This window comes from Marinifilum sp. N1E240, from assembly GCF_009295825.1.
Classification (GTDB): Bacteria; Bacteroidota; Bacteroidia; order Bacteroidales; family Marinifilaceae; genus Marinifilum_A; species Marinifilum_A sediminis.
In genome coordinates, this window is record NZ_WHKF01000001.1 from 294584 (window position 1) to 319272 (window position 24689).

Sequence of the window (24689 nt, forward strand, 5' to 3'; positions counted from 1 at the left end):
TGGGCAAAGGTATTAAAAAATGATGGTGTTATGGCTCGAAACTATTTCCGAAGAGAATTCAATCTTTGTCTGGCTTCTACCGAAAAAATACTATCAGGATAATCGGTAATAATACTTTTAAAACACTCAATTGCTAAGTCGGAATTGTTTTGCTCCTCGTAAAGTATTCCTTTTTTAAGCAAGGCTTTATCGGCTAAGGAATCCCAAGGATGATCAATAATTACCTTTTCCAGGTTTTCCAGAGCTTTATCACGCTCATTTCTACTATTATAAATTTCATATTTTTTATAGTAAACTTCATCTATTAGTGAGTGTGAAGGATGATTCATGATTAAATCATCAAGTTTTTGAATGGCTTCTTCTTCCTTTTTTTGATACAATAAAAACTCTGCCTCAGCATATTTTTTCATGGCAGTATAACTGGTATCCAGAGTTGTATTATCACTAATAAGTTGAGAGAGAGCAATGGCATCGTTGGCAATTAATTTCGAAGTACTTCCTTTTAAAGCATCAAGCTGAGCCTTAGCCCAATCCAATTCTCCCATGTAATAGGAAACTTGAGCTTTTCTAAATTTTGCCTCAAAACCAATAGAATTGTTTTTATTAGCTTTTTCAATTTGCGAATAGAGTAGAATAGCATCCCATTTTTCATTGGCAAATAATTTGATATTAGCCAATTCTAATTTTAGCTTTGAAATGTTCTGAGGATGCATGCTTTTCACTTTCAATGCTTTTTCTAGAATTTCAATAGCTTCAATAGGTTTATTCAAATGCATTGATAAAATAGTAGCATGACGAATAATAGCCTGAGATAACAAAGCTTGTTTTTGTCCTTGTTGAAAGAATTCTGAGTATGAATTTGAAATCTTTTTCCAATCTTCAAGATTAGCATTTTCTTTTTCCAGTAACAATAAATATTGGGTTTCCAGGATCTCAATTTGAGCCTTTAAATAATTTCCTTGCTCAGCACCTTTATCTAATACTAATTGATAGCACTTAATTGCAGTTTCGTAATCTTTATTGCTTCGGGCAGATAATGCCAAACCCATCAAGCGATAACCATCTTCTTTTTTTATCAAATCGATGGATCTGGCTTGTGCAAAAGCAGGACGAAATTGTTTTTTCTGCATAAAGTACCACTGTAGCAATTCTTTAAAAGCAATGTTCTCAGGTTCGTTTTGGATTTTTGCTAATAGCTGATTTTTTAAAATAGGATCTAAACTTGAATCAATATCCTGAAAAAGGGCAGATTGTAAGCGGTTTTGAACTGTATTTATTTTACTTGGATCAATTGAAATTGCAATGAGATATTCTTCTACCATTTTTTCGAAATTTCTTTGATACAAATAAACATTTGCCATTTCGATATGATAAAGGTGAGGTTCCTTCAGTAATTCCCTTCCTCGCATATAGGTTTTTGCTGCCAGATCGTATTCTCGTTTTGTGATAAAAGCGCCTGCAACGCTTGTAATATCCGCTTTAACTGGCTTTAATTTGTCTATTGCCTTATTGTATTGCGCGATTGATTTTTCTTCTTGTTGCCACTGTTTATACACATATCCTAAAGTAATTAGAAATACTTTATCATTCGGGTTTCTCTTGATTTGCTTTTTTGCATAGCTTTCGGCATCCTTAAATTCATCTAGCTGTATTAAGCATTCAATGTAGTAATTGAAATAAGTTTTCGATTTAGTGGCATCATACAAGTTGTAGAATAGAGAAGAGGCTGGTTTGTATTCTCTATCTCTAAAATATTTAAAAGCCAACTGACTACCCGATTGTATATTTTGTTGACTATAAGAAGGAGTCGTTCCTATTGTAAGGAATAGTAAGAATATGCCAATCAGATAATTTTTCAAAATTGCATTTGTTAAATGAGTACTACTAAGTTGTCTGCAGACAAAGAATAAAGTATAAAAATAAAAAAAAAAGCCCGGCTTGTTTATGCTCGGGCTTCCATAAATATTTTAAGAACAGATAATTTTCTATTCTAAATCTGTTTTTTATTCGCTAATGATATCAAATCCAGTGTAAGGAACTAATGCTTTTGGAATTTTAATTCCTTCAGGAGTTTGATGATTTTCAAGTAAAGCAGCAACAATTCTTGGCAATGCCAATGCACTACCATTTAGTGTATGTGCTAACTGTGGCTTTTTCATGTCTTTATCCTTGAATCTTAATTTCAAGCGATTTGCCTGGTAGGCTTCAAAGTTTGAAACAGAACTAACCTCAAGCCATTTGTCTTGAGCAGCAGAAAATACTTCAAAATCGAAAGTAAGTGCTGCAGTAAAACTAGTATCACCACCACATAGGCGAAGCAAACGATATGGCAATTCTAATTTTTGGATAATGCTCTCAACATGATTCACCATGCCTTCAAGTGCTTCGTATGATTTATCAGGATGCTGTAATTGAACAATTTCTACTTTGTCGAATTGGTGCAAGCGATTCAAACCACGAACATCTTTACCATATGATCCTGCTTCTCTTCTAAAGCATGCAGAATAAGCAGTGTTTTTCACAGGGAAATCTTCACCTTTTAAAATAACATCACGGTAAATGTTGGTTACTGGTACCTCAGCAGTTGGAATCAAATACAAATTATCTTCAGTAATGTGATACATTTGTCCTTCTTTGTCAGGAAGCTGACCTGTACCGTAACCCGAATTTTCGTTAACCACCAATGGAGGAATAACTTCTTCGTAGCCTGCTTTTCGGTTTTCATCCAAAAAGAAATTGATAAGGGCTCTTTGAAGAATAGCACCTTTTCCGCGGTACAAAGGAAAACCTGCTCCGGTAATTTTGTTACCCAATTCAAAATCGATTAGGTTGTATTTTTTCGCCAATTCCCAGTGAGGAATTGCATCAGGAGTCAATTGAGGAGCTTCTCCGATGGTTTTTTCAATTACATTTTCTTCTTCGCCTTTTCCTGCAGGAACCGATGGATGAGGAATATTTGGGATTTGAAGCAACAAATCATTCAATTCAGCCAGAATCGAATTTTGAGAAGTACTCAGCTCGGAAATTGAATTTTTCAATTCACCAGTTTTTTCTTTTGCAGCATTCGCCTCTTCAGCTTTTCCACTTTTAAAAAGCATACCTATTTCTTTCGACAAGCTGTTCATTTCTGCTTGAGCAGCATCTTGTTGCGCTTGAGTTGCTTTTCTTTTCTCATCAAGACTTACAATTTGACTGATAATTTCAGTAGCATCGAAGTTCTTAATTTTTAAAGCCTTAATGGCTTCTTCCTGATTTTCCTGTAAGTATTTAAGGCCTAGCATCTATTATCTTTTGTTGATGATTATTCCTAATTTTTTTATGAACTGTAAAAATAAAAAAATCTCCTGTCTTTACACGATGATAAAGCAGGAGATTCAAATATTTTAATACTGATTTAACTATTCAGCAATAGGTTCAATAGAAACGTATGATCTGTTGTCTTTTTTCTTTCTGAAAACAACAGTCCCGTCAACAAGAGCGAACAATGTGTGATCTTTACCACAACCTACGTTCTCACCTGGGTTATGCTTAGTTCCTCTTTGACGTACAAGAATATTTCCGGCTTGTGCAAATTGTCCACCGTAAATTTTAACTCCTAATCGTTTACTTTCCGATTCTCTACCGTTCTTCGAACTACCGACTCCTTTTTTATGTGCCATTTTGTAATATTTTTAAGGATTAAGCAACAATTTCTTCAATTTGAATTTGTGATAGGTACTGACGGTGTCCGTTCAGTTTTTTGTATCCTTTTCTTCTTTTCTTCTTGAATACTTTTACCTTATCACCTTTCATGTGTGATAACACTTTAGCAGTAACTTTAGCTCCTTCGATTGCTGGAGCACCAACTACAACTTCACCAGCATTGTCAACTAAAAGAACTTTAGCGAACTCAACTTGTCCACCTTCTTCGGCTTCCAATCTGTGAACGAAAATCTTCTGGTCTTTCTCAACTTTGAACTGCTGACCCGCGATTTCTACAATTGCGTACATTTTTTCCAATTTTACGGTTTGTTCCAGGGGGTGGGCGCCTTGTTTATCAAGATATTCCTCTTGGTGAACCCCCGAAGAAATTTAATTTTCGGACTGCAAAAATAAAAAAGAATAATTGATAAACAAAGTTTTAAGGATAGAAAAGACTATTTCACAGTACTTTTTCTTCTTTAGTATGAAGGATTATCAATTTTCATTCATTTTAAGACAAATATATAAAGTTTAGGGAAATTGGTTTGGATTGTTTTGCCTTTAATATGTATCTTCATATAAGTATCTAAAAAGAGGTGATTAAGTGTGAAATTTATTGGTTAAGCAGCTAGTGTTTTTTAACAAATAGAATTTTTACTGGAAGGATTTACTTCATCGAATAGGTAAATTTAATTTAGATTTGCTTGTTTAGGTTTATTGTTAAAAGCTTGCAAACAATTCTTATATTTGCTTCTGTAATTCGAAAAATGAAATAATATTTATGGGTAAGATAAAGCTAAACGTTCTAGGACTGTCTTATAGTCAGACACAAACAGGTGCTTATGCATTGGTTTTATCGGAGGAAGAAGGTGATCGACGAATTCCTATAATAATAGGAGGTGTCGAAGCTCAATCAATTGCCATTCAATTAGAAGAATTAGATCCTCCACGACCATTAACACATGATTTATTTAAAAGTTTTGCTGAAGCTTTTACTGTGAACGTGGTTGAGGTGAATATATACAGATTAGAAGAAGGTATTTTTTATTCTGAGTTGATTTGCGAAAATGAATCAGGAGCAAATCGTATAAGAATCGATTCCAGAACTTCAGATGCAGTTGCCATTGCTCTTCGATTTAAATGTCCGATATTTACAACCGACGAAATTATTGAAAAGGCTGGTATTGTTTTAAGTATTGAAGGAGATGCTCAGGAACCAACAATTTCGGCTCCAATAGTTGATCCTGTTGAAACACCAACAAGTAATGAGTTTACCGATTATTCGTTGGCGCAATTACAAGGAATGCTTGAGGATGCAATTAAGGATGAAGATTACGAAAAGGCATCTTTAATAAGAGATGAATTGGATAAAAGAGAAAAGTAGAGTTTTCTAAAAATAGATATAAAAAAAGCAGGCTTAAGCCTGCTTTTTTTATATGTGCTAGTGAGCTATATTTTCAACTTGCTTTGGATCGTGCTTGTGTTTAAACAGGATTGCAAAGAAAATGGCAATAATTAATGAATAAATAGCGAAGGTATTCCAGATGTCCTTCCAAATAAAATTCTCATTGTTATCAGTAAAGAATAATTCGATAATAAGTCCACTAACCCAAGAGCCCATAATTGCACCAAAACCATTGGTCATCATCATGAATAATCCCTGAGCACTTGCACGAATACTTGAATCGCACTGAGTTTCTACAAAAAGTGAACCTGAAATGTTAAAGAAATCGAATGCCATACCATATATTATACACGATAGGATAATCATCCACAATCCTCCTGCAGGATCTCCATAAGCGAATAAGGCAAAACGAAGCACCCAAGCAACCATACTAATCAACATCACTTTCTTAATACCAAATCTCTTTAGGAAGAAAGGAATCGCAAGAATGAAAAGTGTTTCAGAAATCTGAGAAATAGACATGATAATTGTCGAATATTTTACGACAAAAGAATCGGCATATTGGTCAACATGTTTAAAGCTGTCTAAGAAAACATCACCATACATGTTGGTTAATTGTAAGGCTGCTCCCAAAAACATAGAGAAGATGAAAAACAAAGCCATCTTGTAGTTCTTAAATAACTTAAAGGCATTCAATCCTAGAGTTTCAATTAGAGGAGCATCTTTTTGTCCTTTGTTTTGTGGTTTACATTGAGGCATTGTAAATGAATATGCTGCCAGTATAAATGATGCTGCTGCTGCAATGTAGAACTGATTAACAGTTGCTTTTGAACCTGTTAGATTGGTTACCCACATAGCAGCAATGAAACCAATAGTTCCCCAAACACGAATTGGTGGGAACACTTTAATTACATCGTAATTGTTATTTTTTAATACAGTATAAGATATCGTATTCATTAAGGCGATCGTTGGCATGTAACAGATCATGGCAAGCAGTATCACAGAAATGAACATTGTTGAAGTCTCAATTTGTGGTAAGTACAATAATGCAAAACCTCCCAATAAATGAAGAACACCATATAATCTTTCAGCATTCATCCATCTGTCGGCAATAATACCGGTTAGCGTTGGCATAAATAAGGATGCAATCCCCATTGTTGAGAAAACGGCACCAAATTCTGTTGGCGACCAGGTTTTTGTGTCAAACCAATAATTTGCAATGGTAATTAACCAGGCTCCCCAGATGAAAAACTGAAGGAAATTTAATAGTGTCAATCGACCTTTAAGTCCCATAATTTCTTGTTTAAAAAATTAGATTAGTAATTGCTTTGCTTAATAAATGGTTTGGTTGTTCTAGTAGTGGTGTTTAAAATTCCATTTTACATTTAACTGTAATGATATGAATTTCAAAAGTCTCAAATCTAACAAAAAAAGACCAAAGGATAAAGGGGAATTTTAAAAGCTCTGCAATCTAACATATCAATGCAAATATTTAAAATGTGTTAAGATTATAGTTTAATGAAATTTTCCTTTCAAAAATTGGTAGTTTTGCTGCCTCAATAACAAGGTAGTATGAGTGTACGACAAACAATAAAAGTAGAATCATCGATAAAGAATAAAATACGTGAATCCATTAAATTGGCTTTACCAAAGGCTTTCGAAACTATAAAATGGTTGTTAAGTATCATGATTCCGGTTTCATTTGTTGTGATGATATTAAATTACACTGGTATTTTGGCTTTGGTTTCTTCCTATGTATCACCTGCTTTTAAATTGATTGGTTTACCAGGAGAATCTGCTTTTATACTGCTAACAAGTATATTTACGAATATCTATACAGCTATTGCGGTGATTACGAGTTTAGAATTGGAAGGCAGAGTTGTTACTATTCTTGCCGTAATGTGTTTGGTTGCTCATGGTTTTATTATTGAGACGGCGGTGCTAAAAAAAACTGGATCATCGGTAATTCGAATGATTTTACTTCGCTTGCTTGGAAGTTTCGCGATTGGAGCCATTTTGAATCAAGTCTTACCAGCAGATACAACTCAGATTGTAAACTCTATAGTTTTGCAGCAAGAATCATTTTTTGTAATGTTAACAGTTTGGCTTCAATCCACTTTACTATTAGTTATTAAAGTGGTTATTCTTATCAGTTTGTTAATGATATTTCAGAAATTACTGGAATTATTTGGTGTGATTAAATGGATATCTAGATTTTTAAAACCATTACAAGCGCTAATGGGATTACCAGAATCTACTTCTTTTTCCTGGATTGTTGCCAATACCTTAGGTTTGGCTTATGGTGCCGCAATAATTATGGAGCAGGTAGAAGAGGGAAAAATGAAAAAGGAGGATGCAGATTTATTGAACCATCATATTGCTGTTTCTCATTCTCAGTTGGAGGATCCCTTGCTATTTGCAGCAATTGGAGTTCCATTGGGATGGATGATTATACCACGAATAATTTTAGGAATTGTTGTGGTTTGGTTAAGAAGATTAGAATTACTTGTGAGAAGTAAGTTTAAGAGCAAAATTTAGATACTATTTGGTAAATGATGTATCTTTAAAAATTAAAATTTTCGAAGTACAAGATTATGCAACAATATCTTCAATTATTGGAAAGAGTTCTCGAAGAAGGGAATAAGAAAGAAGACAGAACCGGGACCGGAACGATAAGTGTATTTGGACACCAAATGCGGTTTGATTTATCAAAGGGATTTCCGGCTATCACCACAAAAAAGCTTCATTTAAAATCAATTATTCACGAATTGTTATGGTTTTTAAATGGAGATACCAATGTAAAATATTTGCAAGATAATGGTGTTCGTATTTGGAATGAATGGGCTGATGAAAATGGTGAATTGGGACATGTTTATGGATATCAATGGCGATCCTGGCCAAAATCAAATGGAGAATCATTAGACCAAATTACACAAGTGGTAAATGATATCAAAAACAACCCGGATTCCCGTCGCTTGATAGTGAGTGCATGGAATGCTGGTGATATTGAAAATATGGCTTTGCCTCCGTGTCATGCTTTATTTCAGTTTTATGTAGCGAAAGGGAAATTGTCATGTCAGTTGTATCAGCGTAGTGCAGATATCTTTTTGGGTGTTCCTTTTAATATTGCATCTTATGCCTTACTTACAATGATGATGGCTCAGGTTTGTGGTTTAGAAGCTGGAGAATTTGTTCATACTTTGGGCGATTCTCACATATATAGCAATCATTTAGATCAGGTTAAACTGCAATTAACCAGGGAGCCAAGAGACTTGCCGGTTTTAAAAATTAATCCTGATGTGAAAAGTATTTTTGATTTTAAATTCGAGGATTTTTCCTTGGAAAACTATGATCCGCATCCACATATAAAAGGTGCGATATCTGTTTAAATTCGTAAATCATGAAATTATCAATAATAGTAGCAGCTTCTCGTAACAATGTTATTGGGAGAGATAACCAACTAATTTGGAGATTATCTGCAGATTTAAAAAGATTTAAAGCCTTAACAACAGGTCATACCATTATTATGGGACGAAAAACTTTCGACTCCATAGGTAAGCCATTGCCAAATCGTACGTCTATTATCATTACTAAACAAGAAGATTACAAAATGGAAGGCTGTATTGTTGTACATTCCTTAGAAGAAGCTTTGCAAGCTGTAACCAATGATGAAAAAGTATTTATTATTGGAGGTGGAACAATATATAAAGAGGCAATTGATAAAGCTGATGAATTGTTTTTAACACTTGTTCATGCTGAGTTTGAAGGAGACACTTACTTTCCTGAAATAAAAAATGAGACATGGGAATCTGTAGACAGAAAAGACTGTTTGCCAGATGAAAAAAATGAATATCCATATTCCTTTATAGATTACAAAAGAAGATAGAATGAATTTAAAATTTTTAACAGCAATATTATTTGTTTTGCTTGGATTGGGATTGTTTAATTCTTGTTCAACAGGTTCCGATCCGGAAGATGTTATAGATAGTGTTTTTTCGGATCCATTGGAATTTACTTTGCAGATTCAAAACATCACTAGTGATATTACTATGGATGTAAATGCCGTAGTTTTTAATAATCTTGATACTAATAAAGATACTATTACAGATGAAATTCCGGATTGTGTTGAAGCTTTGATTTACAGAAATGCAGATGAAACAGAGATTGACTCTATTGTAATAGATTATGGAAAAACTAGCTGTACTTCTAATGGTGGAAGTTTTAGAGGAAAAATGATTGTAGATCCTTCGGATGCAAGTCTTACTAATTTTGAAGTTCGATTTTCAGAATTTTATTCTAAAGGTTTTGATATAAGTGGAGTAATGAATCTACAAATTGTTGATGTGGCAGGTGAAGATTTTACAATGTCATTCGATGATGCCTCATTTGTTTATACAGATTCAAATGATGAGAAATCCACGTTTGAAATTTCGGAAATGAGCAGTGCTTATACCTATATTAAAAGTGAAGAGCTGGATGTTGATTATGTAGATGATATTTTTGAATTTACAACAAGCTTATCTGGAATACACCCAAATGGAACTACATTTTCCTTAGTTAGCGATAGCAAATTAACCTATGCATATTCATGTAAGAATATTATTGGTGGAGATGCTACTTTTGTGCTTACCGATGTAGGAGAAGGTGATGTTGATTTTGGAGGAGGAGATACCTTTGATGATTGCAATGGAAATGTATCTGTAAATTCCCAGGATGTAACTTTACATTTTACCTTATAAAAAAAAGACCGGATTTAAATCCGGTCTTTTTTTATGCGACTTTTAAGCGTTTCAGATTTACTTTTTCAAGTTTCTCGCTTGCATATTTTTTATTGATAGAGATTTGTTTTTGTTCTCCCGAAGGAAGTTCAAACATAGCATCCATCATTATAGCTTCACAAATGGAGCGCAAACCTCGAGCTCCTAATTTAAATTCTACTGCTTTATCTACAATATACTCTAAAGCACTTTCTTCAAAAGTAAGATCAATATCATCAATCTTGAATAACTTGGTGTATTGCTTTACAATTGAATTCTTAGGTTCGGTTAAGATATTTCTTAACGCATTTCTATTCAATGGCTCTAAGTAAGTTAATACCGGCAAACGACCAATAATTTCTGGTATTAGTCCAAAAGATTTTAAATCCTGAGGAGCAATGTATTGTAAGAAATTTTCCTGGTCAACCTGTTCTTTTTCTTTGCTTGCATTAAATCCTACTACCTGAGTATTCATTCGTTGAGCAATCTTTCTTTGAATACCATCAAAAGCACCACCACATACGAATAGAATGTTCTTCGTGTTTACTGGAATCATTTTCTGATCAGGATGCTTTCTTCCTCCCTGAGGTGGAACATTTACAATTGATCCTTCCAAAAGTTTTAATAATCCTTGTTGAACACCTTCTCCTGATACATCTCGTGTAATTGAGGGATTGTCGCTCTTACGAGCGATTTTGTCAATCTCATCAATAAATACGATTCCTTTTTCAGCTGCTTCAACATCGTAATCCGAAGCTTGAAGAAGTCTTGTTAAAATCGATTCAATATCTTCACCTACATAACCAGCTTCAGTCAATACTGTTGCATCAACAATGGTAAAAGGAACATGCAACATCTTAGCAATGGTTCTTGCCAAAAGAGTTTTACCTGTACCTGTTTCCCCAACAAGAATAATATTTGATTTTTCAATCTCAATATCCTCGTCATCTTTTTCCTGGAGTAATCTTTTATAGTGATTGTAAACTGCAACGGAAAGATATTTTTTTGCCTCGTCCTGACCAATTACATATTGATCAAGAAAAGTTTTAATTTCTATCGGTTTTAAAAGTTGAATCTCTTTTAGGTCAAGATCGGTTCGATTTTTTAATTCTTCCTGAACGATTGAGTAAGCCTGGTCAATACAGCTATCGCAGATATGACCACTGATTCCTGCAATCAGAAGATTAGTATCTTTCTTTTCTCTTCCGCAAAACGAGCATTTATCCATGAGTATAATTTATTGTACTAAAAATGCAAAGTTAATGATTTTACGATTAACTCTGCATTAGGTTCGGTTTGATTTTTAATAGATTAACTATTTTACTCTTGTAAGAACTTCGTCAATCATACCATATTCTTTAGCTTCCATAGCTGTCATCCAGTAATCACGGTCAGAATTTTTCTCTACTTTTTCGTAAGAATTTCCTGAGTGATCTGCAATAATGGTATACAATTCTTTCTTTAATTTTAAGATTTCACGAGCCGTAATTTCAATGTCAGAAGCTTGTCCTTGTGCTCCACCCATTGGTTGGTGAATCATAACTCTAGAGTGCTTTAACGCAGAGCGTTTTCCTTTGGTTCCTGCTGTAAGTAATACTGCTCCCATCGAAGCTGCCATACCAGTACAAATTGTTGCAACATCACATTTAATGTATTGCATGGTATCGTAAATACCTAAACCTGCATGAACTGAACCTCCTGGAGAGTTGAAGTAAATTTGAATATCTTTCGATGGATCAGTTGATTCAAGGAATAGTAATTGTGCCATAATAATATTGGCAACGTAATCATCAATTGGAACACCAAGAAAGATAATTCTATCCATCATCAGACGAGAGAAAACATCCATTGATGCAACATTTAATTGTCTTTCCTCTATAATAGTAGGAGAGATATAGCTGTTACTGATTGATGTATATTTATCTAAAGTAAGGCTATTGATGCCCATGTGCTGTGTGGCAAATTTTTGGAATTCGTCTTTTGGTACCATAGGTGAATGATTTTATATTTCGTAGACCTAAATTAGTTAAAATTTCTCCATTTGAAAAGAATGGCTTAACAAAATCCTACGAAAGGAGGAAAAAGAAAACCACGCCTTTGTGAAGCGTGGTTTTTAGATTATTTTTAGAGCTTCTACCTCTTATTCAAACATTTTGTTGAATTCTTCAGTAGATACTTCTTTTTCTTCTATCTTGATAGTTGCTTTCAAGTACTCAGCTACTTTATCGTCAAGCTTACGCTCGTAGATTTTTCTTTGCTCGTCCTGATTTTGCATCATTTGTTGAGCGTAGTTGTTCAAGTATTCTTCAGGTACGTCATTCATTCCGTATTGCTGGAACTGCATTAAAGCTTGTTGCTTTGCATATTCTGTAACTTCTTCTTCAGAAACTTTCAACTCATTCTCTTCAGTTAATCTGTTTTTAATTAACTGCCATTTGAAATCGCTTACATAGTTTGAGAAATCTGTTTCAACTTGCTCTTCAGTCATTTCTTTGTTCGTTGCAACAATCCAACGCTTCAAGAATGCTTCAGGTAAAGTCATTTTCGATTTTTTAACTAATTTTTCTTTTGCATCGATTAAGAATTTATAGTCGCTATCGTTAACCAATTGCTTCTCGATATCTTCTTTAATCTTATTCTGGAATTCTTCCATTGAAGAAACAGTTCCTTCACCAAATACTTTATCAAATAACTCCTGGTTCAATTCTGCATTAACAAATTTGTTAATTTCAGTAATTGTGAATTGGAAGTCAGCATCTAAAGTTTCAGCTTCTTCTTTAGAGATATTTAGCATTGAAGCTAAATCAGTTTTGTTTGCAAATGCTTTAGCAGGGTTGAAAACAATTACTTGCTCTTTTTTAGCTCCGATGAATTTCTTTTTAGAATCTTCATCAGCCATATATTCTAGAGAAATAGCAACATCGTCGCTAGTAATTCCACCTTCTACAAGGTTTCCTTCAGCGTCAACTTGTGCATAATTACCTTTCAAAAGCTCTTTTTCTTCAACAGCTTCAACTGGTTCGTTTGATCCGAAACGACGAGCGTGCATTTCAACACCGTTCTCAATCATTTTCTCGTCAACCTTAATTTTGAAGAAGTTGATTTTGTCTCTTTTGCTTAGGTTTAGAGTGTATTCTGGAGTCAAAGCAATATCAAAAGCGAATTCGAATTCAGTATCTTTTTCCCAGTTGATTTCTTTTTGCTCAGTTTCGTTTGGAAGAGGCTCGCCCATGATTTTCAAATCATTTTCGCGAATGTACTTCATCAACTCCTGACTAAGAATTTTGTTAATTTCGTCAGCTAAAACAGGAGTACCATACATTTTCTTGATCACACCCATAGGTACTTTACCTTGGCGGAAACCATTGATATTTGCTTTTTTACGATAGTCTTTTAAAACATCGTTTACACGACTTTCATAGTCTTCTTTAACAATCTGTAATTTAATTACAGCGTTTAAATCATCAATGTTGGTTTTTGTGATGTTCATTTTTTAGCTATTAAAAGATAAAACCTTATTATATCATTTAAATATTACTGTGAGCTAATAGCAATACAGTAAGATGTTAAATTGAAATGCCGATACAGAATTCGTTAGTTATTGTAAGCAAATTGCACTAATGACTATACTAATTAATAATCGGTACTAATTAAAAAAAAACCGCTCAACCATCGACACATTTTGTATCGCTAAGTATGGGCGGTTTAAGGTTATTTTTTTTGTAGTGCGGATGAAGGGACTCGAACCCCCACGCCTTACGGCACTAGATCCTAAGTCTAGCGCGGCTACCAATTACGCCACATCCGCGGGTTAATTGCGGTGCAAATATAGAGCTGTTTTTTAATATTTGCAATAGCAATCAGAAAAAAAATAATATTTTTTCAAACTAATATTATTAGAGAGAATTGTCAACTCATTTTGATATTTTATAAGTTGGTGAAAACAACTTATTTGACAGGTTTTCTTAACTCAAAGTTCTTACCTAAATATACTCTTCTAACATCTTCATCGGCAGCTAATTCTTCGGCAGTACCCGATTTTAAGATATTTCCTTCGAATAAAAGATATGCTCTTTCGGTAATTGAAAGTGTTTCCTGAACGTTATGGTCTGTAATTAGAATTCCAATGTTTTTATCTTTCAGATGGCGAACAATATCCTGGATATCTTCTACAGCAATAGGATCTACTCCGGCAAAAGGCTCATCTAAAAGTATAAATTTTGGCTTAATGGAAAGCGCTCTGGCAATTTCGGTACGTCGACGTTCTCCTCCTGATAACTGAATACCTAAACTTTTGCGGATTTTCTGTAGGCTGAATTCATTCAACATCTCTTCTAATCGCTGTTCTTGATATTCTTTTGAAAAATCAGACATTTGTAATACCGCTCGAATGTTGTCTTCAACACTAAGTTTTCGAAAAACAGATGCTTCTTGAGCCAAATATCCTACCCCTAACTGAGCACGTTTGTAAACAGGTTCGTTTGTAATTTCTCTTTCGTCAAGATAAATTCTTCCTCCATTTGGTTGAATTAGACCAACAATCATGTAAAATGAAGTTGTTTTACCAGCTCCATTAGGACCAAGTAAACCAACAATTTCTCCTTGTTTTACATTTACCGAAACACCTTTTACAACCGTACGGCTTTTGTATCGTTTAATTAAATTTTCAGCTCTTAATATCATCGTAATCCAATTGGTTTTAACTGATGGAATTGTGCAAATATAAAAAAGATATCCTTAGAATGTGATTTGTAGCATGGCTCGGATACCAAAATCTTCAAAATCCTGATAAGGGTTGTCATCAAGATGGGTTAATCTCCACATGGCATCAATTCGAATAAATTTGAAAATATTTTCGATACCAACACTTGCTTCAAAATAAGGTTCACTCACATCGGAAAGTCCCTGAGGAAATAACATTTTAGCGTCTGAATTGGCTAGTGAACCATTGTTTTTATCACTCAAGCTCCCAATTAATCCTTTACCTGAAACTACGGTTCTCCATTTTAATTTCCTGAATAATGGAATTTTATTTAGAATTAGACCATTGAAATGATGCTCCACAAATAAACTTGCGTACTGATCACTTGCAAATTCGTAGTAATTCATCATATTGAATGCATAGGGATCGAAAGCATAAGTCTCATTTCCTTCGTGTAGAGAAAGTAGAGGATATGGAACTTTACCGAAAAGTTTTCCTGCAGATGCCAAAAAATATAAATTCCCAAGTGGAGGAAGTTCAAAAGTATGTTCTATGCTTAAATCAATTTTTTGATAATCGTAATCTGAACCCAATACATTTTTCATTCCCATTGTTAGATATAAGTTGATAATCGGAACAGGTCCGCCTAAATGAACTCTTTCGAATTCGCCCATTACTACTTTCTCATTCTTAGTCCATCGAGTTCTTAACTCTAATTCTGATGTTTTAATTCTTGAAACCGGATTACCAATCGGATCTAAAAATGGAACAAATTCTGTTGGTTTTATATCACGATATCTAAATTTTAATGTGTTTGAAAAACCTTGAAACCATTCCTTTTCGTAATGAGTTTCCAATTGGTTCAACATTGTGAGTTTATTGTTTGGATTTCTCTTAAGTAAAGAAGCCAAAATGTTACCTTCTGTAAAAGCATTAGGACTTTTACCAAGTTGGTGAATATCGTGCTTGTATTGTGCCCCAAAAGTTTCTCGAGGTAATTTGTTAATCATGTAAAGGAAACCAAGTCCATATTTCAGTTTCTCATCTTTTGTTCCGTAGGCTAGATGACCATTCAACATTATTTTAGTACTGAAATCGTTCGATGTTCTACCACCAAACATGAATCTGTTTCCTTCTATTTCGTTGAAACTGTAAAGTTTGTAATACGGACCATATTCGAATTTACCTTTTACGTAGTATCCAGTAATGAACGTTGTAACGATATCAACAATGTTTTTATAAAGAGGAACATTTTGTATGGAATCTACCATGGAATATATGCCCGATTCTCTTTCCGATAATTTAAAAGGTCTTGCATCATCCCAATATTCTTTGGGTTGTACGAGAGCATCGTCATTAACAATTACATTGTTATCAAGTTTAATGATTTCATCCTGAATAGGAACATTTACTTTTACATCCTTGTAGGATATGGTTTTTCTTCCAAAGAATCCCATTTGTTTAGTGGAATCTTTCTCGGATAACATGAAGTCTACAAATAGGTTTTGTTTTTTTAGAAACCAAGTTGTATCATTAAGTTTTTGGTATTCGTTATTGCTTACTAAATCTTTTACCCAGTTTAAATTAACACCTTTGGCAATACGCATTTGCATATTCTGAATTGCAAAAGTTGTGTCGGCAACCCAAAAATCGCCAACAAAGGTTGGTTCTTGTTTTCTTTTAGGCTTAAATGACATGTGATAACACCAATTACCATCTCTGTAGGCACTATCTGTTAAATAGTATTTGTAATATCTTAAACCTCCATCGGCAATTGGACTAACGAATCCCATATTAAATAGATCGATGAAGTTGTCGTAAATGTTGATATTTTGATGTAATTGACCGGTGAATTGAGCAAGACTCGCATTGTCTTGAATTCCAGACATTTGAGATGCCTTTATGATTTCTCGCTCAACTCTTGGTTTATCTTGATAGTAATAGTCTGATAAGGATTCAGTTATGAATACTGGTAAATAAGCTTTCCCTGTAATAACGGAGGTATCCATGTAATCAAACACAAATTGGAATTGACGCATAATTTTCTTGTCCTTGAAATCATCTTTGATGTTGTTCAAGTCCATTTCCATTTTTGTGTAGGTCTCAGCCTGATAAGAGTTAAATCTAGAAGGATCATTTTTATCCTTTTTTGCAATTATCTTTCGTAGTAAAACGTGAGCTGGATTTTCTCCTGGAACAACAATAACCTCTTGTAAATCGAAAGTTTCAGATTCTAATTTTACATTCAAGGTTTGAAATTTACCTTTTTGTATTTTAAAAGCTTGTTCTTTGTAGCCAACAAAGGAAACATGCAATGTATCTGATGGAGTTCTGGTTTCCAGAAAATAATTTCCATCAAAATCTGAGGTTGTACCTATGGTTGTTCCTTTAAAGGCAATATTTACAAAAGGTAATGGCTGATTTGTTTTTGAATCGACAATAACACCTCTAATTTTCGTAGATTGTCCAATAGCAGCAAATTGTATTGACAATAAGAGAATTGTTAAAAAGAAAAAAACTTTTTTTACCTGCATCATGATTATAGTATAATAGTCCAATAGGCAAGCTACCGGACAATTTTATCAAATGTTATACAATTTTTCTGTGTAAAAGTTTATTCCAGAGCGGCTTCTTGATTTTTTTGAACACGCTTTGAAATTCTAATTCCAATCTCGTATAGCAACATTAGTGGCATGCAAACCAGCACCTGGCTGAATATATCAGGAGGTGTAATAATAGCTGACAAAATTAAAATCATTACAACAGAATGTTTTCTGTATTTTCTTAAAAATTCAGGAGATACCAAGCCTATTTTACTTAAAAAGAAAATTAGTACAGGTAGCTCGAAAATAACTCCACTTGCCAAGACAATTGAAGTTACGGATGAGATGTAGGATTTTAGGTTTATCTGATTCATAACCTGGTCACTTACGCTGTAAGATCCTAGGAAGTGAACGGATAGTGGGGTAATTACATAATAGCCAAAGAGAACACCCAGTGCGAATAAAAAACTGGTGTAAAATATAGATCCGCGAGCGTGTTTCTTTTCGTTTGAGTAAAGTGCGGGTTTAATGAAGCACCAAAACTCGTAGAATATATATGGAAAACTTGCAATTATACCCGCAACAAGAGAAACACTAATGTGCGTGGCAAATTGTCCTGCCATATTAATATTGATAACCTGAAAAGGTTTTGTGTTAATTTTTAAGGCTTCTACACCAGTGATATCTGCTAGTTTTGCAAACATGGTATTGGTGAAGAAGTCTGGATTTTTTGGTGCTAAAATCAAATAATTGAAAATGAAATCGTAAAACACAAAAGCCGCAATTGCAAATACCATTACTGCAATAACAGAACGCATTAAATGCCAACGCAATTCTTCAAGATGTTCAAGAAAACTCATTTGGTTTTCTTCTTTTGACTTTTCATTTTCTGACATAGTTGATTTTTTTGTAAAGCAAATATATTAAACAATTCCTTCTTTTAAAATATCATGTAGATGAACCATACCAATATATTTACCTTCATCAACAACTGCCAATTGTGTGATGTTGTATTTTTCCATTAGTTGGAATGCATTTATTGCTAAAACATCAGAACTGGTAGTCTTTGGATTTGATGTCATAATATCTTTAGCCGTAAGGTGACTCACATCTTCGTTTTTCTCCAGCATTCTTCTTAAATCACCATCAGTAATAATACCTAATAAATCATTATCAGAATTAACTACAGCAGTTGAACCCATTCTTTTCGATGAAATTTCAAGAATAATTGGTCTGATATTTTCATCAATAGAAACCTTTGGAGGATTATCCTTCGATACTAAATCACTTACACGTAGATATAATTTTTTGCCGAGAGCGCCACCAGGATGGTATTTTGCAAAATCTTGTCCTGTAAATTGTCTGCACTCTAGAAGAGATACAGCAAGAGCGTCTCCAATTACCAGTTGTGCTGTTGTGGAGTTGGTAGGAGCAAGGTTATTTGGGCATGCTTCTTTTTCCACTACTGCTTTTAATACAAAATCGGCTTGTTTCGCCAAAAATGAATCCAATCCTGAGACCATTGCAATAAGTTTATTTCCCATGTTTTTGATGAGTGGTACCAAAACTTTGATTTCTGGAGTATTTCCACTTTTTGAGATGCAAATCACCATATCATCAGGTCGAATCATACCTAAATCCCCGTGAATTGCGTCGGCAGCATGCATAAATAGAGCAGGTGTTCCTGTTGAATTTAATGTTGCTACAATTTTATTCGCAATGTTTGCACTTTTGCCAATTCCTGTTAAAACAACTCTTCCATTGCTGTTTAAGATTAACTCAACAGTTTTAACAAAATCTCCGTCAATGTATTCTTTTAATTGATGAATGGATTTTGCTTCCTCTTCGATTGTTTGTATTGCAATCTGTTTTATATCGTTCGTAGACTTCAAAATGTGTTAATTTTATTGTTGTTACAAAATTAATCAAACTCAGAAACTTCGGATAGCAAGACTTGGTTAAAATCTGTTAAAAGCTTCGAATGTTTTGATTTGTACAAGTGTTTATCTAAATTTAAAATACAAAAGTATCTAATTTTTGTAATTCGGGGATTGATGGTGAGGTAAAATTCATCATTTAAAGTTTTAGGTCACTAATATTGTATTAATTTAGCGGACCGCATATCAATTTTAGGAAAGTATATCAATAAAAGTATGGGAAAGGACTTTGAATTATCAGCTAATTTAAAGAAGTATTTTGGATTCGAGAATTTTAAGGGGAGTCAGGAATCTGTAATTCAAAATATATTAGATGGGAATGATACATTTGTTTTGATGCCAACAGGTGGAGGGAAATCTCTTTGCTATCAGTTGCCATCGTTAATTTTGGAAGGTACCGCAATCGTTATCTCACCTCTTATCGCATTGATGAAGAATCAGGTTGATGCTATGAGAAATTTTGGTGAAGATGATGGGATTGCACACTTTCTGAATTCATCTTTATCAAAATCAGCTACTTTAAAAGTAAAAGAAGATGTTATTGAAGGGCGTACAAAACTTTTGTATGTGGCACCCGAGTCTTTAACCAAAGAGAGCAATATTGAATTCTTAAAGCAGGTCAAGATTTCATTTTATGCTGTTGATGAAGCTCACTGTATTTCGGAATGGGGGCATGATTTTAGACCTGAGTATAGAAAAATTCGACCAATTGTTAATGAGATTGGTGCAGCTCCTATTATTGCGTTAACGGCAACAGCTACACCTAAAGTTCAGCATGATATTCAAAAGAATTTGGGTATGTTGGAAGCAACGGTTTATAAATCATCTTTTAATCGTCCAAACCTTTATTATGAAGTACTTCCTAAAGTAAATGCAACTAAGGAGATTATTAAATTCATTAAGGGAAATCAAGGGAAATCTGGAATAATCTATTGTTTGAGCAGAAAGAAAGTAGAAGAACTTGCCGAAACCTTACAGGTTAATGGTATAAAGGCAGTCCCTTACCATGCGGGAATGGATTCGTCTACCAGATCTGGAAATCAGGATAAATTTTTGATGGAAGATGTGGATGTAGTAGTTGCTACTATTGCTTTTGGGATGGGTATTGATAAACCCGATGTGCGCTTTGTAATTCACTACGATATTCCGAAGAGTCTTGAAGGATATTATCAGGAAACCGGACGTGCCGGAAGAGATGGTGGAGAGGGAAGATGTTTGACATTCTATAGTTATAAAGATATTCAGAAGCTGGAAAAGTTTATGCAGGGAAAGCCCGTTGCAGAACAAGAAATTGGTAAGCAATTGTTGATGGAAACGGTTTCTTTTGCCGAGACGGCAGTTTGCCGAAGAACTGTTTTATTGCATTATTTTGGTGAAAAACATACGCAGGAAAATTGTGGAAATTGCGACAATTGTTTGCATCCTAAGAAAGAATTTCAGGGAGAAGAGTTTGTTGTAAAAGCTCTGCAATTGGTTAAGGCGGTTAAAGAGCGCTTTAAGGTTGATCATCTTGTGAATATATTAATCGGCTCACAAAATTCGGCCATTAAATCATACAAACACGATTTATTAGAGTTGTATGGAGCTGGCGAAGAGAGGGATCAACATTTTTGGAATATGGTATTTCGAAGAGCTTTAATTAATTCTTTTATAGAGAAGGATATTGAGCAATATGGGGTAATAAAAATTCGTCCTGAAGGACATGCATTTTTAGAAAAACCATATCCTTTTATGCTTACCGATGATCATGATTTTGAAGGTGTAGATGCTGAAGCTCCAAAAGGAGGTGGAACAGCTGCAGTGGATAATGCTTTGCTTTCGATGTTGAAAGATTTAAGAAAAAGAGTAGCTAAACTTAAAAATGTTCCTCCATATGTTGTTTTTCAGGACCCATCATTAGAAGAGATGGCAATTCACTATCCTACTTCTATAGAGGAATTAGGACATATACAAGGTGTGGGAGCAGGTAAGGCCAAGCGATTTGGTAAAGATTTCGTTGGGCTAATCACTAAGCATGTTGAAGAGAATGAAATTGAAAGACCACAGGATATGGTTGTCCGTTCTGTAGCTGATAAATCAAAATTTAAAGTTTATATCATCCAGAGTATTGATAGAAAGATGGATTTGGAAGATATTGCAGAGGCTAAAGGAATGGAATACGAAGATTTGCTGAAAGAAATGGAAGCAATTGTTTATTCCGGAACTAAACTTAGTTTGGATTACTATGTTGAGGAGGTGATTGATGAAGATAAGCAGGATGAAATATTGGATTATTTTCATGAAGCTGAAACTGATTGTATCGAAGAGGCACTTGATGAGCTTGGAGAGGAAGATTACTCAGAAGAAGATATTCGATTAATGAGAATTCTTTTTCATTCGGAGAATGGATTGTAAATTTGAATAGATATATCAATTTTAAAAAAGGTTGCCTGCAAGCAACCTTTTTTTTATTTTATGATCTCAGATCTTTTAAATTTTTTGTTTTTATCGAAAAGTATTCGATAGGTGTGGTGTGTTTTGTAAATTTCTGCACCAATGTGTTTCATCAGGTGGCTCATTCTAGGATTAAAATCTCCAATCCAATTCATTTCTAGAGTTTTAAAAGGGAAATTTGAATTGTAGCCAGATTGTGAAAACTCATAAATCATTGCGGCCTCAATACCTCTTTTTTGGTATTCTGGTACTACTCCAAAAATAAGTCCGATAGCATTTTTATTCTTTTGAAAATATTTATAGTATAAAAACCTTAGTTTGCCGTATAGATTTATTCTGCCATTTAGGTGTTTTAAATATTCGTTTAAATCTTGAATCATGATAAAAAAACCAATAGGCTCACCTTTGTGATAGGCAAACCACAAGAGTCTGTCATGCATGATAGGTTTTAATGATTCAAACAATGTTTGGGTTTGAGATTCGGTGATGCCGTCAATTCCAGGTATTTCTTTAACCCAGGCCTCATTGTAAATATGAACAAAATCCTTAATGAATTTATTAGAATTTTTTGAATTAAAATGAGAAACAGAATAGTCAGGATTGGCTTTTAATCGCTCCGCTTTCCATTTGATGATGTCACTTAAGCTATCGGGCGAAAAATAAGTTTTATAAGTGAATTGCTTGAAATAGATTTCAAAACCATAATCTTCAAAAAAATCCCTATAATATGCTTTATGATAGGGCATATTGTAAACTGGCTTATGATCTCCTTCAACATGAAGTCCCCACCATTGGTGTCTTTCGCCAAAATTAATGGGACCATCCATAGCTTCAATGTTTCTCTCTTCTAACCATTTTTTACAATGATCAAATATTGCAAAAGCAGCTTTTTTGTCGTTGATGCATTCGAAAAAACCCATTCCACCAGTAGGTTGGTCGTTCGCATCTTTCGATTTGTGATTGATAAAAGCAGCTACACGACCAATTGTTTTGTTACTGCCATTGGTAATGATCCATCGAGAACACTCTCCGTGTTGAAACATTTTATTTTCTTTCGGATCAAAAATATTCTCTATTTCAAAATCTAGAGGACGAACCCAATTCGTATCACTTTTATAGAGTTTTACCGGAAGTTCAAGAAACTCTTTTCGAGTTTTATCATCAGCAACCTCGATTATTTGAAATTGTGTTTCCATTTCAGGCTTGAGCTTTGTTTTTTACGATATGGTTTCTATTGGCAATAGGAAGTGCAATTACAGATAAAGCACCAACAATAATTATCATTGCAGTTTGTGCTCCATGAACAACAAGAGCAAAACTCTTTGATAGATTCTCAATGTTGGTAACTCCTGGTAAATAGACCAAAAGTGTTCCAATAACCATAAAATGCCATGCACCAAATCCTCCCTGTACCGGAGCAACCATTCCAAAGGCACTCATCACAAATACAGTTAATCCTGCCAATGCTGGTAAGTTTGATGTAAATCCAAAACTAAAGAAACAAATGTATGTCATTAAGTAGTACATAATCCATATGAATACGGTATGTAGAACAAATGGCCACTTATTTTCAATTTTTTTGATAGTACGAAAACCATCCATGAAGCTCTTTAGAGTTTTATCTATCTTTTGGAAAAAGCTAGTGTGCTTAAATTTCTTTCTCAATAACCAAATTAAAAAGCTAATTCCAATAATGATATATAAAGTGTATGCTGAAGCAAATACATTAGAAAGTTTTTCGCTTACTTTCGGATTTTGGCTAAAAAAATCAGAGATAACTGAAAATTGAGTAGATAAGGCAATTAATAAGAATACAAATAGCATAATGATATCAAGAACACGCTCTAGTACCACAGTTCCAACCAATTTTGAAAAAGAAATATCTTCATATTTGCTAATGATGCCACATCGTGAAATTTCTCCCATACGAGGCAAAGCTAAATTGGCAAAATAGCCAACCATAACAGCCAAAAATGTATTTACAGTTCTTGGTTTTTTTCCTAATGGTTCAATTAATAAATTCCAGCGAATTGTTCTGCTAATATGACTGAGTAAACCAAAAAATAAAGACAGTAGTATCCAATAGAAATTTGCACTTTTGATTGAAACTAAAATATCGTCAATATTTTGATCGCGATAAACCAACCAAAATAGAACGGAGCTAATTGAAAAGAAGATTAAAAATTTTATAGTATTAGCGAGCTTTTTCTTCAATTTTAATATTTTTAATGTTAGAATTTTAATAGAAAAAACTAACGGTGGTTAATTTTTCGGCATGAATACCTGCTTATTCGGTATTAAGTCCTAATTTTGCCGAGCAATAAATATAAGCTACAAAAATAAGTAAATGTTTGTAATCTCCTTTGAAAAGCTTCTGTTTTTAACTTTTGTTAATCGAAGAGAGAGGTGAAAAAATTAATAAATTAAGATATGGGATACGTTAGAGCTAAAAAGAATCTGGGACAACACTTTTTGAGAGACCTAAATATTGCAAAAAAAATTGTTGCAGGGATGGAAGCTACTAATGTTTCAAAAGTTCTTGAAATTGGTCCAGGTATGGGCGTATTAACACAATACCTTCTGCAGAATGATAATTTTGAGACCCATGTTGTTGAAATTGATACTGAATCAGTAGCTTACTTGAAAGAAAATTTTCCTCAGTTGTCGGATCGAATTATTGGAGAAGATTTTTTAAAGTATGATTTAAAATCATTATTTAAAGAGCCATTTGCCGTAATTGGTAATTTTCCATATAATATTTCATCGCAAATCTTTTTTAAGGTTTTAGAGCATCGCGATCAAATTCCTGAAGTAGTCGGGATGATCCAAAAAGAAGTTGCTGAGAGAATGAGTGCAGTACCAGGCAATAAAACATTTGGTATATTAAGTGTATTGATGCAGGCATTTTACGATATTGAATATTTGTTTACCGTCAGTGAAAATGTTTTTGATCCACCACCCAAGGTTAAATCTGCAGTAATTCGTATGAAACGAAATACAACCTCAAATCTAGAATGTGATGAAAAATTGTTTTTTCGAGTCGTGAAAGCCGGTTTTAATCAGCGCCGGAAAACTTTAAGAAATTCCTTGAAAGCCGTTTTAGGAGATCAAAAACTTGATGATGAGTTGATGTCTAAAAGACCAGAACAATTAAGTGTTCAAGAGTTTGTATATCTAACTTTGAAAGTGCAGGAATTACTGAATACACAACTAAGAGAATAAAAATTATAC

Annotated in this window: 21 protein-coding genes and 1 tRNA gene; 7 read left to right on the forward strand and 15 right to left on the reverse strand. The window is 33.9% G+C overall.

The window, feature by feature from the left end; genetic code table 11:
• Positions 1–41: 41 nt before the first annotated feature.
• The 4 genes from GCQ56_RS01215 to rplU form a co-directional block, all read right to left on the reverse strand.
• Complete coding sequence (locus tag GCQ56_RS01215) at positions 42–1859, reverse strand: tetratricopeptide repeat protein (protein ID WP_152732570.1); 1818 nt, start codon at positions 1857–1859, stop codon at positions 42–44.
• 144 nt (positions 1860–2003) lie between these two features.
• Positions 2004–3281: a serine--tRNA ligase gene (gene serS, locus GCQ56_RS01220; RefSeq protein ID WP_152732571.1), complete on the reverse strand. Its 1278-nt coding sequence runs from the start codon at positions 3279–3281 to the stop codon at positions 2004–2006.
• A 117-nt stretch (positions 3282–3398) separates the two neighbouring features.
• Complete coding sequence (rpmA, locus tag GCQ56_RS01225; protein WP_152732572.1) at positions 3399–3659, reverse strand: 50S ribosomal protein L27; 261 nt, start codon at positions 3657–3659, stop codon at positions 3399–3401.
• Positions 3660–3678: 19 nt separating this feature from the next.
• The gene (gene rplU, locus GCQ56_RS01230; protein ID WP_152732573.1) at positions 3679–3990 is read right to left on the reverse strand and encodes a 50S ribosomal protein L21; all 312 of its coding nucleotides are present in this window, start codon (positions 3988–3990) and stop codon (positions 3679–3681) included.
• A 472-nt stretch (positions 3991–4462) separates the two neighbouring features.
• On the opposite strand from rplU, the gene GCQ56_RS01235 reads away from it, so the two are divergent.
• Complete coding sequence (locus GCQ56_RS01235; RefSeq protein ID WP_152732574.1) at positions 4463–5065, forward strand: bifunctional nuclease family protein; 603 nt, start codon at positions 4463–4465, stop codon at positions 5063–5065.
• 57 nt (positions 5066–5122) lie between these two features.
• On the opposite strand, the gene GCQ56_RS01240 is transcribed toward GCQ56_RS01235, so the two are convergent.
• On the reverse strand, positions 5123–6379 hold the full coding sequence (locus GCQ56_RS01240) for a nucleoside permease (RefSeq protein ID WP_152732575.1): 1257 nt from the start codon (positions 6377–6379) through the stop codon (positions 5123–5125).
• Between the two features lie 279 nt (positions 6380–6658).
• Here GCQ56_RS01240 and GCQ56_RS01245 point away from each other — a divergent pair, with 279 nt between their 5' ends.
• The 4 genes from GCQ56_RS01245 to GCQ56_RS01260 are packed head-to-tail and all read left to right on the forward strand — an operon-like array spanning position 6659 to position 9825.
• Positions 6659–7624, forward strand: a complete 966-nt coding sequence (locus GCQ56_RS01245) for a nucleoside recognition domain-containing protein (protein ID WP_152732576.1) — start codon at positions 6659–6661, stop codon at positions 7622–7624.
• Between the two features lie 56 nt (positions 7625–7680).
• The gene (locus GCQ56_RS01250; RefSeq protein ID WP_152732577.1) at positions 7681–8475 is read left to right on the forward strand and encodes a thymidylate synthase; all 795 of its coding nucleotides are present in this window, start codon (positions 7681–7683) and stop codon (positions 8473–8475) included.
• An 11-nt stretch (positions 8476–8486) separates the two neighbouring features.
• Complete coding sequence (locus GCQ56_RS01255; protein WP_152732578.1) at positions 8487–8972, forward strand: dihydrofolate reductase; 486 nt, start codon at positions 8487–8489, stop codon at positions 8970–8972.
• 1 nt (position 8973) lies between these two features.
• Entirely contained in the window at positions 8974–9825 is an 852-nt protein-coding gene (locus GCQ56_RS01260) for a hypothetical protein (protein WP_152732579.1), read from the forward strand.
• 31 nt (positions 9826–9856) lie between these two features.
• Here GCQ56_RS01260 and clpX read toward each other — a convergent pair whose 3' ends face one another.
• The 8 genes from clpX to GCQ56_RS01300 form a co-directional block, all read right to left on the reverse strand.
• Positions 9857–11071 carry an ATP-dependent Clp protease ATP-binding subunit ClpX gene (gene clpX / locus GCQ56_RS01265; protein WP_152732580.1) on the reverse strand — a complete coding sequence of 405 codons (1215 nt, stop codon included), beginning with the start codon at positions 11069–11071 and terminating at the stop codon, positions 9857–9859.
• 87 nt (positions 11072–11158) lie between these two features.
• Positions 11159–11833, reverse strand: a complete 675-nt coding sequence (gene clpP, locus GCQ56_RS01270) for an ATP-dependent Clp endopeptidase proteolytic subunit ClpP (protein ID WP_152732581.1) — start codon at positions 11831–11833, stop codon at positions 11159–11161.
• A 150-nt stretch (positions 11834–11983) separates the two neighbouring features.
• Complete coding sequence (gene tig, locus GCQ56_RS01275; RefSeq protein ID WP_152732582.1) at positions 11984–13333, reverse strand: trigger factor; 1350 nt, start codon at positions 13331–13333, stop codon at positions 11984–11986.
• Positions 13334–13569: 236 nt separating this feature from the next.
• Positions 13570–13651 (reverse strand) — tRNA-Leu (locus GCQ56_RS01280).
• Positions 13652–13791: 140 nt separating this feature from the next.
• Complete coding sequence (gene lptB, locus GCQ56_RS01285; protein ID WP_152732583.1) at positions 13792–14526, reverse strand: LPS export ABC transporter ATP-binding protein; 735 nt, start codon at positions 14524–14526, stop codon at positions 13792–13794.
• A 54-nt stretch (positions 14527–14580) separates the two neighbouring features.
• A complete protein-coding gene (locus GCQ56_RS01290) occupies positions 14581–17037 on the reverse strand; it encodes a DUF5686 and carboxypeptidase-like regulatory domain-containing protein (protein ID WP_227005962.1) in 2457 nt (818 codons plus the stop codon).
• Positions 17038–17159: 122 nt separating this feature from the next.
• On the reverse strand, positions 17160–17984 hold the full coding sequence (gene tatC / locus GCQ56_RS01295; RefSeq protein ID WP_152732584.1) for a twin-arginine translocase subunit TatC: 825 nt from the start codon (positions 17982–17984) through the stop codon (positions 17160–17162).
• A 27-nt stretch (positions 17985–18011) separates the two neighbouring features.
• The gene (locus GCQ56_RS01300) at positions 18012–18980 is read right to left on the reverse strand and encodes an SIS domain-containing protein (RefSeq protein ID WP_152732585.1); all 969 of its coding nucleotides are present in this window, start codon (positions 18978–18980) and stop codon (positions 18012–18014) included.
• Positions 18981–19241: 261 nt separating this feature from the next.
• On the opposite strand from GCQ56_RS01300, the gene recQ reads away from it, so the two are divergent.
• Positions 19242–21419 carry a DNA helicase RecQ gene (gene recQ / locus GCQ56_RS01305; protein WP_152732586.1) on the forward strand — a complete coding sequence of 726 codons (2178 nt, stop codon included), beginning with the start codon at positions 19242–19244 and terminating at the stop codon, positions 21417–21419.
• 53 nt (positions 21420–21472) lie between these two features.
• On the opposite strand, the gene GCQ56_RS01310 is transcribed toward recQ, so the two are convergent.
• Entirely contained in the window at positions 21473–22654 is a 1182-nt protein-coding gene (locus tag GCQ56_RS01310; RefSeq protein WP_152732587.1) for a hypothetical protein, read from the reverse strand.
• A 1-nt stretch (position 22655) separates the two neighbouring features.
• Positions 22656–23672, reverse strand: a complete 1017-nt coding sequence (locus GCQ56_RS01315) for a lysylphosphatidylglycerol synthase transmembrane domain-containing protein (protein WP_152732588.1) — start codon at positions 23670–23672, stop codon at positions 22656–22658.
• A 216-nt stretch (positions 23673–23888) separates the two neighbouring features.
• On the opposite strand from GCQ56_RS01315, the gene rsmA reads away from it, so the two are divergent.
• Positions 23889–24680 carry a 16S rRNA (adenine(1518)-N(6)/adenine(1519)-N(6))-dimethyltransferase RsmA gene (gene rsmA, locus GCQ56_RS01320; protein ID WP_152732589.1) on the forward strand — a complete coding sequence of 264 codons (792 nt, stop codon included), beginning with the start codon at positions 23889–23891 and terminating at the stop codon, positions 24678–24680.
• Positions 24681–24689 lie beyond the last annotated feature (9 nt).